Below are 16,299 nucleotides of genomic sequence, written 5' to 3' on the forward strand. Positions count from 1 at the left end.
GGGTCAGACCGTCGTCTGCGCAGCGAGCCTACGCCGCGCAGTCATCCATTCCTGCAACCACTTCGTCGCGGGCCGAGCCAGTAGCAATAGCGCAAGCACGACGGTGTCCTTCATCGGTGCGTGATTGCCCTTCTTCACCAACCACCAGTAGTGAATGATGCCGAGCACCGCAGCGCCATACACCGTGCGATGCAGCGTCTGCCACGACTTGCCGCCCATCTTGCGCAACACCCACTGCGGCGATGTCACCGCAAGCGCCAGCAGAATCACATAGGCCAGCATGCCCACCTGGATGAAGCGACGCTTCTGAATGTCCTCCACCATGGTGGGCCACACGGCCTTCCAGTCCTCAACCACGGTATGGAGATCACCCGCACGTAAAGCCGTAAACGCACCGGGCAAATCGAACCCGGAGAACAGCAGCACATACGTCAACAAATGCAGCGTGGCCCAGAAGAAAGCCCAAAGCCCCAGCATCCGGCGGAAGCGAATCAACCAAGCCAGCTTTGGCGAAAGCCTTCGCAACGGCGTCACCGCCAGTGAAGCCAGCAGCATGTACACGGTCCAGTCGCCCGTCTCGTGCGTGAGCGTATTCACTGGATCGGCACCCAGGTTATTTGTCTGGAACTGCCAGATGATTCCCACCACCGGTACCAACGCGGCGAGGAATACAAGGACTTTCAGAATGCGAATCGTGCGATTGGACATGCGTTAGAAGTTTCGGTTCAGATCCATGCCGTTGTACAGACTGGCCACTTCATTGCCATAACCGTTGAATGGCAGCGTCGCAATCGTCTTTGGAAACACACTGGAATCAATACGTCGTTCATGCGCCTGGCTCCAACGTGGATGGCTATGGCCCGGGTTCACATTCGAATAAAACCCGTACTCATTCGAAGCCATGTCGTTCCACGTAGTCGTCGGCTGCTTGTCTGTAAAACGAATCTTCACGATCGACTTGGCCGACTTGAATCCATACTTCCACGGCACGATGACACGCACAGGCGCGCCCTGCTGGTTCTCCAGCGTCTGCCCATACGAGCCAAACGTCAGCAGCGCCAGTGGATTCATCGCCTCGTCCAGCCGCAAACCTTCCTTATACGGCCAATCAAACCCGCCCGGTAACTCCATCTGGGATCGGTCAGCCAGTGAGGTGAACTCCACAAACTTCGCCTGAGGTTTGGGGTCAGCAAACTTAATCAATTCCGCCAGTGGATATCCCACCCACGGAACGATCATGCTCCACGCCTCCACACAGCGGAAGCGATACGTGCGATCTTCCAGCGGCTTGAATTTCATTAGCGCATCAATGTCGACGGTCTTGGGGTTGTTGCACAGGCCTTCAATCTTGATCGTCCATGGACGCACGTGCATCTTGCCTGCGTTGGCTTTGGGGTCAGCCTTATCCGTGCCGAACTCATAGAAGTTGTTGTAGCTCGTGGCCTTGCCCTGCGGAGTCACAGGATCGCTCACCGGTGGAAATGTACCCGGCACCGTAGTCAGTTTGCTCGACGCCTCCACGGAAGGCGTATACAGCGGCGGCATTTTCTTATGCCACTCGTACGCCACGCCCGCCGCCGCCAACCCACCAAAGATGAGGTTGCGGCGGTTGAGAAACTTCTCGCGCGGAGTGATATCAGACGATTTAAATTCCGGTGCTTTGCCAATCAGCATGGCTTCCCCTTGCCGTACGGACCACGATGCAGCCCTCATCATATGACGCTGTAATCACTGGAATGCATCGCAATCCGTTTGCACGAAAGATATTCGTGCGAAAGACTGAAAGAACAAACCGTAGTGGCATGAAAAGGATGGTCAGGAAATGGCAATATCGGCAGCGCGCGAGGCAGTGTTACGACAGGCAGCAGACCATCTCCTGACAGCAAGGCGCACAGCCACCCCCATCCATTCCCTTCCAGAGGCAGTGGCGCCCACCACGGAGGAAGAATCCTTCGCCATTCAGGACATCCTCGCCCTAGCTTACGCCCCGATTGGCGGCTGGAAGGTCGGCGCGGCGTCGCCGGAAGGCGTTCCGTTCTTTTGCCCGCTGCCCGCAGCATGGATGGGCGCAAACGGCGCTGTCTTTCGCGGCATGACGCATCGTCTGCGTGGCATTGAAGCGGAGATTGCCTTTCGCGTGGGCACCTCACTTCCGCCGCGCTCCACGCCTTACACGTGCGAAGAAGTCATCGCCGCCATGGACGGCGCCTATCCGGCGATCGAAGTCCTGGAATCTTCCTACATCGACCCGCTCGCCATGCCACGCGAACACATGCTGGCCGATCTGGCCATCCACGGTGGATTCGTCGCCGGTCCCCGTATTCCTGATTGGCAGGAGATTGACTGGTCACAGGAACACGTCGTCGTCACCACAGACGGCGTGGTACGCATTGAAAACACCGGCTCCAACCCAGGTGGAACGGACTTGGTACGTCTGCTGGTCTACCTCGCAAACGAGGGCGCGGCTCGCACCGGCGGTCTTAAAGCCGGCGACTGGATCACCACGGGCAGTTGGACCGGCGTTACCTGGACCTCAGAGGGAACCGAAGTCGTCGTTCGTTTCAATAACGCGGGCGCGGTAAGCCTTCAGTTTGAACGCGTCACGTCGTAGCAAACGTTGACTTTTCCGTTAATCACCAATCCATAACTGCATTGACATTGATGCAGTAAAGAGACATCCTGCCTGTGCCCGAACGGAATCAGACAACGCAGGAGTCTCTCGCAATGGCGCGCCCTTATTGGTCAGGAACCGTACAGATTTCGCTGGTGCAGTTTGCAGTAAAGTTCTTCGTCGCCACCGAAGCCAAAAGCCAGATTCGCTTTCACCAGGTGAGCCGCTCCACAGGCGAGCGCGTGCGGCATCAAAAGGTGCTGGAATCCACCATGGAAAACGGCGATGAGGACATGTCCGAACAATCCGCCACCGTGGGCAAGGACGACATCGTCAAAGGCTATGAATATGCCAAGGGCAAGTACGTCCTCATTGAGCCAAGCGAAATCGCCAACCTGCGTGTGCCTTCCAAACACAACATTGCCGTCGATCAATTCGTAGATGAGAGCGAAATCGATCCCGCTTTCTTTGAAAAACCGTACTTCGTCACGCCCGATGGCGATGCGCAGGCCGAAGCCTTCGCAGTGGTGCGCGAAGCCATGCAGAAGGCAGGCAAGGTTGCTCTTGGGAAGATTGCTTTCGGTGGACGTGAACACATCGTCGCGCTCATGGCCAGCAAAGACGACGAAGGCCGCGGCCTGATGGCCTACACCATGCGTTACGCCGAAGAACTGCGCAAGCCGAAGGAGTACTTTTCCGATATCCCGAAGGTTGAAATCGACGAAGATCAGCTCGAACTTGCGGAACAGTTGATCCGCAAGAAGACCGCAAAGTTTAATCCGGAAAAATACAAGGATGGCTATGAAGTCGCGCTCAAGGAACTCGTTGACGCGAAGATTAACAACGAGCCTATCCCCGTGGATGAGCCACAGCCGAAACGCGCCAAGGTCATCAATCTGATGGACGCCCTGCGTAGCTCCCTCTCGGGCAAATCGACGGACGAAGGCGAAGAAACACCACCTCCGGGCAAGAAGAGCACGAAGAAGGAACCTGCAAAAAAGCGCGCCGCCGTTGCCGAAATGCCCAAGCGCGAACAGCCATCCGAACCGCAACGCAAGAAGGCATCTGCCAGCGCGAAACCGGCAAAGACAGCGCGGCGCAAGTCGGCTTAGCTATCTCGAAACAGAAATGCGAAAGGCGTGGCCCATCAGGCCGCGCCTTCGCTACTTGCAGGCATCCGTTCTCGTAGAAGGGCATGAAGCATGGCAACGAAGAAAACAGCAAAGAAAACGGCTTCAAAGAAACAAACAAAGCCTACGGCTGGCGACGCGGTAGACGAGCAGCTTGCTCGCTATCGTTCCATGCGCGATTTCTCTGTGACTGCAGAACCCAGCGGCAAGCAGAAATCAACTTCCGCCGCGTCTCTTCCCTTCGTCATTCAGAAGCATGCAGCCACACGCCTGCATTATGACTTCCGTCTTGGCTGGAACGGAGTACTGAAAAGCTGGGCGGTCGCCAAAGGCCCCAGCTACGTCGTCGCGGATAAGCGGCTCGCCGTGCAGGTGGAAGATCACCCCATGGAATATGGCGGCTTCGAAGGCATCATCCCGCGCGGGCAGTACGGTGGTGGCACCGTGATGGTGTGGGACCAGGGCACATGGGAGCCGCACGTCGATGTAGAAGAAGGGCTGCGCAAAGGCTCGCTGAAATTCGCCCTGAACGGCACCAAGCTGCAGGGCAACTGGACACTCGTTCGCATGGGCGGTAAAGCCGCACAGGAAGCCAAGCCCAATTGGCTGCTGATTAAAGAACACGACGAATACGAACGCACACCGGATGATCCCGCCATCACCGAAGAGATGCCGGACTCCGCAGTCACAGGCCGCTCGCTTGAGCAGATCGCGGAGGCCAGCACGCACATTTGGAACTCAAAAGAAACGGCTACCGAGGGTCAGGCATGGTATCGCCAGCGGGCGCGGGGCGCGGATACCGCTTCTAGCGGCACAGCAAAAGTCACCACACCTTCCAAGAAGGCTCCGACATTCAACAATGCTTCGTTAGCAAAACTACCTAAAGAAAAGCTTCCCGAGTTCATCAAGCCGCAACTGGCGCAAGAAGCCACCGCACCGCCATCGGGAGATGAATGGCTACATGAGATCAAGCTCGACGGCTATCGCATGCAAGCCCGGAAGCAGGGCTCACGTGTGCAACTCTTCACCCGCAGCGGCCTCGATTGGACGCATCGCATGAAGTCCGTCGCAGAAGCTATTAAGACGCTCCCGGTGCAAGATGCCATCCTGGATGGTGAAGTAGTCGTGCTCGACGAAAAAGGCCTCTCCAGCTTCGCGCATCTTCAAGCGTCCTTTGAAAAAAATGAGAAACATCCCCTCACCTTCTTCCTATTCGATCTTCTCCATCTCAACGGACACAACACACGCGGCCTTCCCCTAAAGGAACGCAAGCGTCTTCTCCACACACTGCTCGACGATGAAAAAGATGGCTTGCGTCTGAGCGAAGACATCGCAGGGGACGGCGCAAAGATCTTCCGATCTGCGTGCGAACTCCACGCAGAGGGCATCATCTCGAAGAAGGCGGACGCCGCCTACCACTCCGGTCGCAGCACGCTCTGGCTCAAATCAAAATGCGTGCTGGAACAGGAATTCGTCATTGGCGGCTGGGTGGATTTATCCAATGGCAGTCGAGGCGTGGGTTCCCTCCTTCTGGGCTATTACGACGACGCAGGGAAACTCATCTACGCAGGCCGCACCGGTACCGGCTTCACGCAGAAGACACACAAACTCCTACGCGACAAACTCGATGCCATCGAGAGCAAGGCCACCCCCTTCGTCGCCATCGACGCAGCGGGCCGCAAAGATGCGCACTGGGTCAAACCGCAACTCGTTGCCCAGGTACGTTTCGCCACGTGGACCGCCGAGAATCTTGTTCGTCAGGCAGCATTCCAGGGTCTTCGCGAAGACAAGCCCGCAAAAGAAGTGCGTCGCGAAATGGGTCCGCCTTCCGCGAAACACAAATCCACCGCTCCCGTGGAAACAAAAAAAGACGTGCAGACGCTGCTCGAACCCGTCGCAGAAACCAGAGCAACAACAAAGTCAGCAAAGGTTGTTTCGATCGATTCCAAACGACCCAAGCGCATTTCAGAGCAAGCGACGAAGGCTGCACCCAGCCTTCGCCTAACACACCCAGAAAAGGTCGTCGATCCGGAAAGCGGAGTCACGAAACGCGAACTCATGGATTACCTATGGGCTGTGTCGGAAGAGATGTTGCCCCACATTGCAGACCGTCCCTTAAGCCTCGTCCGCTGCCCCGAAGGCTCTGCGCATCAGTGCTTCTATCAGAAGCACGTCAACCACATGCTGCCCGCGGGCGTTACAAGCGTCATGGTGGCAGACAAGAAGGGCGGCGCACCCGAACCCTACATCACACTGAATTCAGCAGAGGCTCTCGCGGGCCTCGCACAAATGAGCGTCCTGGAAATCCATCCGTGGGGTTCGCGCAACGACGACCTTGAATGCCCTGATCGCATCATCATCGACCTTGATCCCGATGAATCACTTCCCTGGTCTACCGTCTGCGAAGCCGCACTCGAAGTGCGCGACGTATTGAAAAGCGCAGGCGTAGAGAGCTTCGTAAAAACGACTGGCGGCAAGGGATTACATGTTCTCTTCCCCATCACACCGAAGCACGACTTCGCCTTTATGAAGTCGTGGACATATGGCTTGGTGCAAGCCATGGAACAGGCGCGCCCCGAACTCTATCTCAGTAAGATGACCAAGGCGGCACGCACCGGGAAGATCTACCTCGACTACTTGCGTAACGAACGAGGCGCCACAGCGGTCGCTCCGTACAGCATGCGCGCACGCAGCGGCCTCCCCGTGAGCATGCCGCTGGAATGGAAAGAACTCACAGGCAACGCGCGTCCACGCTATACCGTTCATGATTTTGAGGAGTGGAAGCCGCGCCTGACGAAGGATCCTTGGCGCGAGGTGCTTGAGCTGAAGCAAACGCTCAACGCCGCGGCGCTGGAGCACTTCGCACCCAAGGCGAAGCGCTCCTAGCCGCAGCGAACATTACTTCGTAAAGCTAAAGACCGTAGTCGTATGATACGTCTGTCCAGGCCGCAGCAGTGTGCTCGGAAACGCTGGATGATTTGGCGAATCCGGATAGTGCTGGGTCTCCAGGCAGAATCCACCACGGCGCACATACTTCTTGCCGCCCGTACCGGTGATCTCGCCATCCTTGATGAAGTTTCCGGTATAGAACTGCACACCCGGCTCTGTCGTCTTCACCGTCAACGTGCGACCCGACATAGGATCGGTGACAATCGCCGCAGTCCGCAGCGTTCCAGCCGCGCCGTTCAACACGAAGTTGTGATCGTAGCCACCAGCAATCGTCAGTTGTTCATTCTTCGCTTCAATTCGCTCACCGATGGCATGAGGCGCACGGAAGTCGAACGGTGTGCCAGCCACTGCAGGCAAATCACCCGTGGGAATCAGAACCTTGTCCACCGGCGTGTAGTGGTTCGCGTTGATCTGAATCTTGTGATTCAGAATCGTGCCGTTCCCCTCGCCCGCCAGGTTGAAGTAGGAATGGTTCGTTAGGTTAATTACCGTTGGCTTGGTGGCTGTCGCGCTGTACTCAATCTTCAGATCATGCCCGTGCAGCGTGTACGTCACATGCGCGGTCAACGTACCGGGATATCCCTGGTCGCCATCGGGCGAAACCAACGTGAACTCCACACCGTCGGCCACTTCCTTCGCGCTCCAGATGCGGTTGTCGAAACCATCTAGGCCGCCATGCAACGACTGGCCATTGTTGTTAATCGGCACGTGATACGTGTGGCCGTCGATCGTGAACTGTCCCTTGGCAATGCGGTTGCCGTATCGTCCCACCACGGCGCCAAAGTACGTTCCACCATCATCTTGGTAGCTAGCGGCCTTCGGATGTCCCAGGGCCACGTCAGCAAACTTGCCATTGCGATCCGGTGCATCAATCGCCTGAATGCGCGCGCCAAGAGTGATCAGTCTCACCTGCAGTTCCGGGCTTTTCAGCGTGTAGATTTCAACGGGCTTGCCGTTCTTTGCCGTGCCGAACGACGCCTTCGTTACTTCCGCATTCATACCGGTTCCAATCATCCCCAGCGCCAGAAGCGCCACTGCCATCTTCATTGTTCCATGCCCTCATGGCCGCCAACCGCGGACTCCGCGAAGTATACCGGGCTGGGGCGGCGGCACGCGAATGCTGCAGGATTTATACTGGATACAGTTCTTTGACAGCGCTGCAACATGCAACGCTCGAAGCTGCTCCACAAAGTTGGGGGCGTCATGGTTTCGACGGGGTCGCTTGTGGCAAGAGGGCATGCCGGGGTGGGTACACCCGTAATCGAACCCAAAAACTATAAGTGCCGAACCTCAGTTTGCACTTGCTGCTTAATTAAATAAGTAGCCGATTGCTCCCGCTTCGCCTATGGGCGGGTACCAATCGTCGCACAGTAGGCTGGTCAAAGCTGTTCCGCCTGTACGGCAATGACGAGATCGATCAGGCTGGTGGCCGTTACATCTTCGCCCGTTCTAAGTGGCGGCTACGAGACAAAGATGATACGGGAAAAGCATGAATGCCTTTTGTCATTGGTTTCTTCGGACGGGAGTTCGATTCTCCCCGCCTCCACCAACTTCACACATATCCATCACGCACTTCCCGCGTGACAGCAGAACGCAAAGCCAGTAGAGTGGTGGCGCTCGCCATCTTCCTCACGGAACTGGAATATCTCGCTTATGCGCTTTGTTTTACCTGCCCTGCTTTCGTCTCTGATCGCGCTGCCTGCCTTTGCTCAGGCGGTTCGTGGCAATGTTGACCTTACTCATCCACAGACATACACGCTGCATCGCATCGGAAGCATGGACCCAACAGGCGGGAACCATGATTCACTTCGCGTACTTCCCGGCGCCACAGCAACTCTGATGGACGTCGATGGCCCCGGCCAGATTTCGCATCTCTGGGTGACCATCTCTGATTCCGAAAAATACTTCCTTAAGCGCGTTGTTCTGCGAATCTACTGGGACGGTGAGACAAGCCCCAGTGTCGAAGTTCCTATCGGAGATTTCTTCGGTCAGAACACAGGCGAATATGTCGGCTTTGAATCTGCCGTACTCAACGTGGGTTCAAGCCGTGCGCTCAACAGCTACTTCCCCATGCCCTTCCGCAAACACGCGCGCATCACGATTGAGAATCAGGGCAAACTGCTCATCAACAGCTTCTACTACAACCTGGAATATCGCACTGGCCCCAACGTGGCTGACAAAGACTCGCTGTACTTCCACGCTCAGTACCGCCAGGCCGTTCCCAATAAAGGCTGGACCACAGACTTCTATGCCAACAACGACTACCGCGTAGACTTGAAGCCCAATCTCGACGGCAAGGACAACTACACTTTCCTTGAAGCGAACGGCAAAGGCCATTATGTCGGTCTAACGCTTGGCGTAGTGCAGAATCAGGATGGTTGGTGGGGCGAAGGCGATGAAATGCTCTTCATCGACGACATGAGCAAGCCCACTATCACCGGCACCGGATCAGAAGATTACTTCCTCGGCGCATGGGACTTCGGGACTCACTTCGCATATCAAAGCAACGGAGCGCCGCTCGTCGGATCAGAACTCGCCGGAAGCCATAATCTCGTTTACCGCTTCCATCTCGATTCGCCGATTCCCTTCAGCAAGGAATTCAAGGGCACCATCGAACACGGTCACGCCAACCACCGTTCTGACAATTACTACTCAGTCGCCTACTGGTATCAGACTGAGCCTCACGCGCCATTTCCAGAGCTTCCTGCGGTAGAGACACGTCTGCCTGCCATCTACCCCACAGGTGGCCCCGGCAACGGCCCGCAACAAAACATTGCACCGCCGGTAACACCGCTACCGATCCCACAGCCGGGCACCATCTCACCCACAGCGAATCCTCTAACACCCACGCGGCCTCAGTAAACAAAACGAATGCCCCGGTGTTTTTTACCTGGGCATTCGTGTGAGAAAGCGCGCCGCCTAAGTGAGCGCTTCAGATCTCGGAAGTATTTATCGAAAAGAGTGACTTCTGCCCTGGCACCGAGGCCCCTTCTAACTCCAGCAACACCCGCTTTGTCTCCAGTCCTCCAGCAAATCCTGTCAGAGCCCCTGACGTTCCAATCACACGATGGCAAGGCACCACAATCGACAGCGGATTTCTACCATTCGCTGCGCCAACTGCGCGGCTCGCCGTGGGCCTTCCCAAACGCATCGCAATCTCGCCATAACTACGCGTCTTTCCATACGGAATGGCCAATAGTTGTTCCCAAACCAGCTTTTGGAATGCGGTTCCTCGCGCATCTAGTGGCAAGTCAAACTCAGTGCGTTGCCCCGCAAAATACTCTTCCAACTGAACCACAGCTTTTTTCAACACAGGGTGCGAGGCATCCTCACCTGCCTCCTCTAAGCGCACACGCTTCGGGTCATCCTCTGGCCAAAGCACAGCGACCAATCCAGCGTCGCTCGCCACTAACTTCAGTACGCCCACAGGTGATGGCATTGACGTTTTCACCAAGCCCATATCTTTAGCCTCTCCTTGCGATGCATGTGAGTCGCAACTTCACTCACAATTCCTACTGCAGGTTCAGGGAACGCAGTCGCAATGAATTTCCGACGACACAAACAGACGAAAGACTCATCGCTCCGGCAGCCACCATTGGGTTCAACGTCAGATGAAACAGCGGATACAAAACACCCGCGGCGAGAGGGACTCCCAAAGCGTTGTAGAAGAAAGCAAAGAATAGATTCTGCCGAATGGTTCGCATGGTAGCGACACTCAATCGCCGCGCCCGTAACAAACTCTGCAGATCGCCCTTCAGCAACGTCACAGGTGCTGACTCCATGGCGATATCCGTCCCCGTCCCCATTGCAATACCAACATCCGCAGCAGCTAGCGCAGGCGCGTCGTTAATACCATCACCCGCCATGGCGACGACAGCACCAGTGTCACGCAGTTGTTTTACCAGCGTCGCCTTGTCCTGCGGCAACTGGCTCGCCCTGTAATCAATCTGCAACGGTTCAGCCACAGCCCTTGCCGTTGCCTCATGATCGCCAGTGGCCATCACGATCTTCAATCCCTCACGCTGAAGCTCCTTCACGACATGCGCAGCAGAGGACCGTATCGGATCAGCAATGGCAATGTTGCCTGCAAATACATCGTCTACAGCAACGAAGATCAGCGTTCTGCCATCCACTCGTGAAGCATCAACGTCGCGTGGCAGGTCACGAATTGCCGAAGCGTTTCCAACCACAATACAGTGGCCATCAACCATCGCACGCACGCCCTGCCCAGTCGTTGAAACAAATCCTTCCGCCGAATGCAATGACACACCACGCTCGTCAGCCGCACGCACTACTGCGCCAGCCAAAGGATGCTCGCTCATTTTCTCGACACTCGCAGCAAGCCGCAGCACATCCTCTGCACTGAACCCCGGCTGTGGGATCACCTCCGCAACAGAAGGCTTACCTTCTGTAAGCGTTCCGGTCTTATCGATCACCAGCGTGTCAACTTTGCCTAACTGCTCCAGCGCCTCCGCATTACGAAGCAACACACCTGCATGCGCGCCACGTCCCGTGCCTACGGTGATTGCCATCGGTGTAGCCAACCCCAACGCACATGGACACGCCACGATCAATACAGCCACTGCACTCACCACTGCGTGCGACAGTCGAGGCTGAGGCCCCACCAGCAGCCAGGCCGCAAATGCAATCACTGCAGCCGCAAGCACCGCGGGGACAAAGATGCCACTCACTCGATCAGCGACCCGCTGAATCGGCGCACGCGTTCGTTGCGCCTCACTCACCATCCGCACGATTTGTTGAAGCATCGTATCTGCGCCGACGCGTTCTGCACGCATATGGAACGCGCCTGTGCCGTTCATCGTGCCACCAGTAACAGCGTCATTTGCGGTCTTCGCAACAGGCATCGACTCGCCAGTCATCATCGACTCATCAATCGACGAAGCACCATCCAGCACAACGCCATCTACCGGCACACGCTCACCCGGACGCACGCGCAGGACATCCCCCACACGCACATCCGACAATGGCACTTCCCCCTCTGTATTGCCTTGCACACGCAGTGCCGTCTGCGGGGCCAAACCAAGCAAAGAACGCAACGCCGCACCGGTGCTGCTCCGTGCGCGAAGCTCCAACACCTGTCCCACAAGCACTAGCGTGACGATCACCGCCGCAGGTTCAAAGTAAAGACCGATCTCTCCCGACGCGTCGCGTGCTGTTGCAGGAAACAATTGCGGCGCTTCGACCGCAACCAGACTGTAAAGATAGGCAGCGCCCGTTCCCAACGCAATCAGCGTAAACATATTCCAATTGCCGGAGCGGACTGACTGCCATCCACGTACAAAGAACGGCCATCCACATCCCAAGACAACTGCAGTAGCCAATAGCAATTCCACCACTGGCATGTGCCTCATAAACATCATCAACAACAACGGCAGCGTCAATACCGAAGCCATCCAAAGCCGCTTCGTCATGTCATCTAACTCAGTGGTATCTTCCTCCAACACAACGCCCACGGGCTCCAACGCCATGCCGCAGATGGGACACGTTCCAGGCCCAATCTGCCGAATCTGTGGATCCATAGGGCACGTGTATTCCAAGCTTTCCGCTCCCGCAGGCGGTGGAGCGTCGGAAGCAGGATGGAGATATTTCTCAGGATCAGCTGTGAACTTCGCGTGACACCCCTTCGCACAGAAGTAATAGGTATCACCCTTGTATTCCGCTGTTGCTGCAGCCTTGGCGGGATCAATCGTCATCCCACAAACAACATCCTTCACCTTCAAAGTGGCAGGCGCTGCTGACAACGTCACCAGTTGCTGTCCGCCACCGCAGCAACCGTCCGCATTCGTATCTCCTTGCAGATATTTCTGCGGATTTGCAACAAACTTATCGCGGCAACCTTTGCAGCAGAAGTAATAAGTCGTTCCTTCAAACTCTGCAGATGCAGCAGCCTTCATCGGATCCACCGACATGCCACACACTGGGTCTATTTGCATCGTTATCGCCTTCTCCTCGCCGCAGCAACTCATCGCAACAAACCTCAATTCCCCGCACTTGAAGGCAGATTCCGCATCGCGTCTTCCGCGCCGATGCTCACAGGCTTTTCCAACGCTCCATCCAGAGTAAAGTTTTCCAAAGCAATTGCCGCCGACCACTCATCGTGTAGAGCCTTCACATACCCGAGCTGTAACTCATACAACAGCGCCTGTGACTCAAGCACTTTCGGATATGCTTGCCCCATCTGCTGGTACTTCATCACTTCCAATTCATAAGCCCGGCGCGCTCTTGGCAACATCTGTGTGCGATATCGTTCCGCCGCGAATCGTGACTGTTCATACTGCTGTGCAATCGGCTCCGCTCGCTCCCGTGTCCACATCTGCGTTCGAGCCACCGCAGCCTGAGCACGGGAAAGTTCCGCTTTAGCCGCACCGACATTCCCCTGGTTACGATTCCATAACGGCAACTGCACACCCGCCTGCGCAAATCCCATCCAACCCGCGGCCTTGTTGGTTCTATCCAGTCGCTCGCCGGAATACCATTCGCCTGCGGTGATCTTCACATCAGGAATCGATTCGCGTTTCGCAGATTTCACCTGCGTCTCTGCAATCGCAACCGAGGCGGTTGCCTGCTTGATCGCAGGGCTTTCTTCTACTCCCTTACGAATCAAGTCCTGCACATCCATCTGTGGCGGCTCTGTCAGTTTTCCGTCCAACGGCTGCGCGTTCATCGTCGACATACCTGCTGTGGCCGCAAGCCTTCCGAACCACGCAAGAAACATACGCTGCGCTTCAACAAAGTCCATCTTGGCCTGCTCTGCCTGTATCTCGGCTTTCAATACGTCTGCCGCATCCGCTTGTCCCACGCGCATTAACTCATGCGCATTCACCTGCGCGTCTTCGGCGCGCTTCAACATACGTTCATGAATGGTCACGGAAACTTGGGCACTCAATGCATCGAAGAACCGCTGCGCAACGTCGTTATGAACACGCGCTCGCTGCATCTCTACGCCAAGCTCATTTGCCTTGCCTTCCGCGCGCACTACATCACGGCGCAGAGCCAGCTTCCCTCCCAACACAATCTCCTGCGAGAGAAACACGCCTTGCTCACCGCCATGATAGTTACCCCCACGAATGTGCTCTCCCGAGTAGCCAACCACCGGATCAGGAGGTAATGCTACCTGCCGTGCCTGCTGTTCGCTACGTGTGACAGCGGCACGCGCCTCAATGAGCGAAGGATGGTGCGCCTCAGCAAGATCCAGCCACTGCGCCAACGTCATCGCAGGCTTTTGCATAACGTCCTTTAACAATTCCGGCGCCGGAAGATTCTCGCCCGTGCGCAACTCCAGTGCCTCAGGCTCCTGCACCGCCTGCATAGGATATGCGAGCGTAGCCGCAGCTGCAGGCAGACTTGGTTGCTGTTGTTGCTGCATCGCGCCACGGTCATGTTGCATACCTTCCATCGATTGTGCTGCAGCAGCGCCCGTCGCCATCACGCATGCCAATACCAGAGAATGCATCCTCATCGACGCACCTCCTGAGCCTTCGCGACGACACTCGTTGCAGCACCGCCGTACAACGAGGCCATTGGATCATTCGGACGATTCGCAGCTTTCATAGCAGCAATCACGCGATCATATTGTTCGGCAGGAAGCACACGCACAAACGTCATCATGCCCTGCATAAAACGGCTCCAACCCGCATTCAAACCGAGGTTTTCCGGGCGATTAACCAATGCATCCATCTGCATCATCGGCCCTTCCATCAACGCATCCTGCGGATAGTTCGGCACGTTCTCCGCATTGGGCGCTGCCTCTTGCATCTGCTGCATCATGCCTTCGTTGCTGGTATCAAAAGCTTCCTGCTGTTTCCGCTGCTGTGCACTCATGCGGGGCGAACCGTCCATCTGTTGCTGCATCATGCCCATCATCGATGGATCCATGTCGGCGTCAGCCAGAGCAGCATGACCCTTGCGCAGTGCAGGCTTTGCGGCTACACCCATCTTCATGGGTCGCGTCATCGGTCCCACCTGCGTCACCATCTGGTTCATCATGTGGTGCGGCAGATGGCAGTGCAACATCCAGTCGCCAGGATTGTCCGCAACGAACTCCACATCGCGCGCCTGTCCAACGCCAACCAGCACAGTATTTCCGGGCCACCATGCCGTCTCCGGAATGCGGCCACCTTCTGTGCCTGTGGTGTAGAACGTGTGTCCATGCACATGCATCGGATGATGATCCATGCCCATGTTCACAAAGCGAATGCGTATGCGCTCGCCCTGCTTCACAATCAGCGGCGTGGTCGCCGGACTTGCCTTGCCGTTTAACAGCAGCCAGTTGTACTCCATCTTCATGGTGTCGGGGATCGTCTGATTCGCAAGCAGCGCGAACTCCTGAAGATGGATGACGTAGTCCTTCTCACAGTGCGGACGATACGGCACCTTCGGGTGCATGATCACCGCGCCCAACATACCTGCCATCTCCTGCATCGCCATGTGCGAGTGGTAGAAGAAGGTGCCTTCCTGCCTGATGGTGAAGTTATAGGTGAAGCTCCCGCCCGGCTTGATGGGCGGCTGACTAATGCCCGGCATCCCATCGTTCGCAATGGTGTCTTCAAACCCGTGCCAATGGATCGAGGTCGGCTCAGGCAGTTCATTCTTGTAAATCACACGGATCTTGTCGCCCTGCGTCACCTGAATCGTAGGCCCCGGCGCACTGCCGTTGAAGCCCCACACATCCGCCCACTTCTGCGGCGCTATCTGTTGGCGAAATACGCTCGCAGTCAAACGAAACACCTTCACATCGCCATCCATCTCGAACGGCAAGTCGCCCACTTCGGTGGTGATGACAGGCACCGTCCCCTTGGGCCTTGCACCTGTTTCGATCTTCGAAAGCGAGCCACTGGCGGTGCCCAGGTATCCGCCTTTCGCATGCACTTGCTGCGCTGTATTTTGCGGGATAGAAGTGGCCACCTCCGCTTTAACTTCGCGCCCAGTGGCAAGCAATGCTGCGGACCATGCAGCAGCACGCTGCAGAAACGATCTGCGTGTCGACATCTTTAAAACTCCATGCTGAGACCAACGTGTATACACACGGCGCAATTCAACGCACCGTAACGTCCGGCATGACTGCGCATTCACAAACACGCAGCAATAGCCGACGTATTACACGCGCAGCATGGAGGTTTGTTCGAGAGGAGAGAGCGGAACAGCACGAGGATGGTCTGTGACATCCAGCACACCTGCCGCTGGCACAACCGCATGCTCTGCCACAGTAAAAACCGTAGCCACAAGCAATCCGACATCATCCGTTACAACACGGAAGTCCGCAGAAGGCGGCAACGCCTGATGACGGCAGTTCATCTGTCCGCATCCAGCATCGACATTGGGCAAATTGTTCTGCTCAATGCGCATACCCTGGCAATGCTCCATGCCAGCGTCCATCACCATGGAATCGTCATGCGACATCGTGGGTGTTTCATCCATCGCGGATGCAGCCATCGCTGGCATCGCCGACATAGCGCATAGCGACTCACAACGTGCCGTTCCCACGGAGAGCAGCAAAAGCAGGCAAAGCATCGCATTGGCGATCATCTTCCGCATTCCACTGTCCTCCTTGCCTTCTAGGATGCACCAGAATCGCGTTCGATGCATTCC

Annotated in this window: 12 protein-coding genes and 1 other RNA gene; 5 read left to right on the plus strand and 8 right to left on the minus strand. The window is 56.5% G+C overall.

The window, feature by feature from the left end; translation table 11 throughout:
- Positions 1 to 3: 3 nt before the first annotated feature.
- Together M504_RS04425 and msrP are read right to left on the minus strand one after the other, a co-directional pair.
- Positions 4 to 708 carry a sulfite oxidase heme-binding subunit YedZ gene (locus M504_RS04425; RefSeq protein ID WP_047488427.1) on the minus strand — a complete coding sequence of 235 codons (705 nt, stop codon included), beginning with the start codon at positions 706 to 708 and terminating at the stop codon, positions 4 to 6.
- 3 nt (positions 709 to 711) lie between these two features.
- Positions 712 to 1,674 (minus strand): protein-methionine-sulfoxide reductase catalytic subunit MsrP, encoded by a 963-nt coding sequence (gene msrP / locus M504_RS04430; RefSeq protein ID WP_047488430.1) that lies wholly within the window; start codon positions 1,672 to 1,674, stop codon positions 712 to 714.
- A 148-nt stretch (positions 1,675 to 1,822) separates the two neighbouring features.
- Here msrP and M504_RS04435 point away from each other — a divergent pair, with 148 nt between their 5' ends.
- The 3 genes from M504_RS04435 to ligD all read left to right on the plus strand — a co-directional run bounded on the left by M504_RS04435 (position 1,823) and on the right by ligD (position 6,627).
- Positions 1,823 to 2,611, plus strand: coding sequence for a 2-keto-4-pentenoate hydratase (locus M504_RS04435; protein ID WP_047488433.1), 789 nt, complete (start codon positions 1,823 to 1,825; stop codon positions 2,609 to 2,611).
- Positions 2,612 to 2,724: 113 nt separating this feature from the next.
- Positions 2,725 to 3,723 carry a Ku protein gene (locus M504_RS04440; protein WP_047488437.1) on the plus strand — a complete coding sequence of 333 codons (999 nt, stop codon included), beginning with the start codon at positions 2,725 to 2,727 and terminating at the stop codon, positions 3,721 to 3,723.
- Positions 3,724 to 3,813: 90 nt separating this feature from the next.
- Positions 3,814 to 6,627, plus strand: coding sequence for a DNA ligase D (gene ligD / locus M504_RS04445; protein WP_047488440.1), 2,814 nt, complete (start codon positions 3,814 to 3,816; stop codon positions 6,625 to 6,627).
- A gap of 12 nt (positions 6,628 to 6,639) precedes the next feature.
- On the opposite strand, the gene M504_RS04450 is transcribed toward ligD, so the two are convergent.
- Positions 6,640 to 7,737 (minus strand): aldose epimerase family protein, encoded by a 1,098-nt coding sequence (locus M504_RS04450; protein WP_047488444.1) that lies wholly within the window; start codon positions 7,735 to 7,737, stop codon positions 6,640 to 6,642.
- Between the two features lie 147 nt (positions 7,738 to 7,884).
- Between M504_RS04450 and ssrA the strand changes: the two genes are divergently transcribed.
- Positions 7,885 to 8,239, plus strand: a transfer-messenger RNA (tmRNA) gene (gene ssrA / locus M504_RS21710).
- Between the two features lie 104 nt (positions 8,240 to 8,343).
- Positions 8,344 to 9,552, plus strand: a complete 1,209-nt coding sequence (locus M504_RS04455; protein WP_052200385.1) for a glycoside hydrolase family 172 protein — start codon at positions 8,344 to 8,346, stop codon at positions 9,550 to 9,552.
- A gap of 70 nt (positions 9,553 to 9,622) precedes the next feature.
- Here the strand turns inward: M504_RS04455 and M504_RS04460 are convergent, their stop codons facing one another.
- The 5 genes from M504_RS04460 to M504_RS04480 all read right to left on the minus strand — a co-directional run bounded on the left by M504_RS04460 (position 9,623) and on the right by M504_RS04480 (position 16,245).
- Positions 9,623 to 10,150 carry a methylated-DNA--[protein]-cysteine S-methyltransferase gene (locus M504_RS04460; protein ID WP_047488447.1) on the minus strand — a complete coding sequence of 176 codons (528 nt, stop codon included), beginning with the start codon at positions 10,148 to 10,150 and terminating at the stop codon, positions 9,623 to 9,625.
- 52 nt (positions 10,151 to 10,202) lie between these two features.
- The gene (locus M504_RS04465; RefSeq protein WP_232296153.1) at positions 10,203 to 12,644 is read right to left on the minus strand and encodes a heavy metal translocating P-type ATPase; all 2,442 of its coding nucleotides are present in this window, start codon (positions 12,642 to 12,644) and stop codon (positions 10,203 to 10,205) included.
- Positions 12,645 to 12,688: 44 nt separating this feature from the next.
- Entirely contained in the window at positions 12,689 to 14,170 is a 1,482-nt protein-coding gene (locus tag M504_RS04470) for a TolC family protein (RefSeq protein WP_047488453.1), read from the minus strand.
- The gene (locus tag M504_RS04475) at positions 14,167 to 15,699 is read right to left on the minus strand and encodes a multicopper oxidase family protein (protein WP_052200390.1); all 1,533 of its coding nucleotides are present in this window, start codon (positions 15,697 to 15,699) and stop codon (positions 14,167 to 14,169) included. The genes M504_RS04470 and M504_RS04475 overlap by 4 nt, the downstream gene beginning before the upstream one ends.
- Positions 15,700 to 15,807: 108 nt before the next feature.
- Entirely contained in the window at positions 15,808 to 16,245 is a 438-nt protein-coding gene (locus tag M504_RS04480) for a hypothetical protein (protein ID WP_047488457.1), read from the minus strand.
- Between the last annotated feature and the right edge of the window lie 54 nt (positions 16,246 to 16,299).

This window comes from Terriglobus sp. TAA 43 (assembly GCF_000800015.1).
Classification (GTDB): Bacteria; Acidobacteriota; Terriglobia; order Terriglobales; family Acidobacteriaceae; genus Terriglobus.

Coding starts and splice junctions, on each gene's coding strand:
- M504_RS04425 (WP_047488427.1), bottom strand. CDS start 708: ATGTCCAATCGCACGATTCGCATTCTGAAAGTCCTTGTATTCCTCGCC.
- msrP (WP_047488430.1), bottom strand. CDS start 1,674: ATGCTGATTGGCAAAGCACCGGAATTTAAATCGTCTGATATCACTCCG.
- M504_RS04435 (WP_047488433.1), top strand. CDS start 1,823: ATGGCAATATCGGCAGCGCGCGAGGCAGTGTTACGACAGGCAGCAGAC.
- M504_RS04440 (WP_047488437.1), top strand. CDS start 2,725: ATGGCGCGCCCTTATTGGTCAGGAACCGTACAGATTTCGCTGGTGCAG.
- ligD (WP_047488440.1), top strand. CDS start 3,814: ATGGCAACGAAGAAAACAGCAAAGAAAACGGCTTCAAAGAAACAAACA.
- M504_RS04450 (WP_047488444.1), bottom strand. CDS start 7,737: ATGAAGATGGCAGTGGCGCTTCTGGCGCTGGGGATGATTGGAACCGGT.
- M504_RS04455 (WP_052200385.1), top strand. CDS start 8,344: ATGCGCTTTGTTTTACCTGCCCTGCTTTCGTCTCTGATCGCGCTGCCT.
- M504_RS04460 (WP_047488447.1), bottom strand. CDS start 10,150: ATGGGCTTGGTGAAAACGTCAATGCCATCACCTGTGGGCGTACTGAAG.
- M504_RS04465 (WP_232296153.1), bottom strand. CDS start 12,644: ATGCAAATAGACCCAGTGTGTGGCATGTCGGTGGATCCGATGAAGGCT.
- M504_RS04470 (WP_047488453.1), bottom strand. CDS start 14,170: ATGAGGATGCATTCTCTGGTATTGGCATGCGTGATGGCGACGGGCGCT.
- M504_RS04475 (WP_052200390.1), bottom strand. CDS start 15,699: ATGTCGACACGCAGATCGTTTCTGCAGCGTGCTGCTGCATGGTCCGCA.
- M504_RS04480 (WP_047488457.1), bottom strand. CDS start 16,245: ATGCGGAAGATGATCGCCAATGCGATGCTTTGCCTGCTTTTGCTGCTC.